The following is a 1570-nucleotide window of genomic DNA, read 5'->3' as shown; positions in this document are numbered from 1 at the left end:
CCACACCCACGCCACCAGTCACCGCACGCACAAGCCGCGGAACCAACACCCGGCCCCCACGCACAGCAACCTGCGGCTCACCACAACCCAACGCCAGGGAGACGTCGTGATGGTCCCCCGGCTCTGCAACCGCCGGATCCACATCGACGAGAACGATGCGGCCGGGGTTCTCCGACTGAGCGGACCGGACGAACCCCCAGACACTCGCCCCCGTTGGTTCCACGACCGCGCCGTCATCAGCCGCCACAGCCCCACGCGTCACGATGACAAGCTGCGTGCCCGCGAGTCGCTCGTCCTCCAACCAGCCCTGCACCAATTCCATTACGTCAAGGCAGGCTTGGGCACCGGCATCAGCCCAGGCCAGGCCAGAGCCGGTTCCGGGCACATCGACGTACGCCACGTCCGGGGCCGTCCCACCCGAGTCGAGATCGTCAAGCACGGCACGGATCCCGGTGTACCGCGTCAGGTCCGCAGCAGGGTGATCCGCAGCCGGGGCCTCCCTCCACTCCAATCGGTAGAGCGAGTCCGAGTCACTCCCAGCAGCCGCACTCAACTGCTCGGCGGATACGGGCCGCAGCAGCAGAGACTCGACTACGGCAATAGGTTCACCAGCCTGATCCGCCAGTTCCACGGAGACGGTGTCGCCGCCGAGGGGTGAGATACGAACCCTGGCCGTGACTGCACCGGACGCGAGAAGGGACACACCCTCCCAGAGGAACGGCAACCGCAGTCCCTCGCCAGGTTCCGTGGTCGCCAGCACCGCGTGCAGGGCCGAGTCCAGCAAGGCCGGATGGACGCCGAACGAGGAGGCCTCAGCGTGCCGTTCCGCCGCCAAGGACACCTCGGCAAAGGTCTCGTCACCTCGGCGCCATACAGCTGTGAGGCCCTGGAAGGCTGGCCCGTAGTCATAGCCGGCGGCCAAGGCGTCCGGGTAGAAGTCAGAGACGTCCAGACGATGCGCGTCAGCGGGCGGCCACACGGAGAAGTCGGCGGAGGCTGTGCCCCGTCCGGCGCCAGCCAGAACTCCCTCCGCGTGCAGGGTCCAAGGGGCCTCGGCCTCCCCCTCCTCCAAACGGGAGTAGACCTCGATGGTCCGCTGACCGGTTGTCTCGTCATCCGCCCCAACGACGACCTGGACCTGCACCCCACCCCGCTCGGGTAGAACCAAGGGCGCCTGAAGCGTCAGTTCACGCACACACCCGCATCCGACCTCGTCGCCGGCCCGTACCGCCAGTTCCACGAATGCCGTACCCGGCAGGATCACCGACCCAGCCACCTCGTGATCCGCCAGCCAGGAGTGCGTCTTCAACGAAAGGCGCCCCGTCAGCAGCACTCCGTCCCCGGCCGCGAGTACGACGGCAGCGCCCAGCAACGGATGGCCCGCCTCACCGAGACCCAGCCCCGCAGGGTCCCCGGAAGTCGGGGTATCGGTCAGCCAGTAGTGGTCGCGTTGGAAGGCGTAGGTCGGGAGGTCGACACGGCGGGGGTTGCGGTCGGCGAAGTAGGCGGGCCAGTCGACGTCCACACCGCTCACCCAGAGCCGGGACACGGCAGACGTGAACGTCTCGAC

1 protein-coding gene is annotated in these 1570 nt (G+C 68.2%); it reads right to left on the bottom strand.

What is annotated here, in order from left to right; all coding sequences use genetic code 11:
* Positions 1–1525, bottom strand: a 1525-nt coding sequence (locus tag AB0E07_RS39835) for a polyketide synthase dehydratase domain-containing protein (RefSeq protein WP_362263387.1), incomplete at its 3' end; no start/stop codon positions are given.
* Positions 1526–1570: the final 45 nt, after the last annotated feature.

Origin of the sequence: Streptomyces sp. NPDC048002, assembly GCF_040653275.1 — a bacterium.
Taxonomy (GTDB): domain Bacteria; phylum Actinomycetota; class Actinomycetes; order Streptomycetales; family Streptomycetaceae; genus Streptomyces.
The sequence above is the reverse complement of the archived record's forward strand: the minus strand, read 5'-3'. Positions and strand labels throughout refer to the sequence as shown.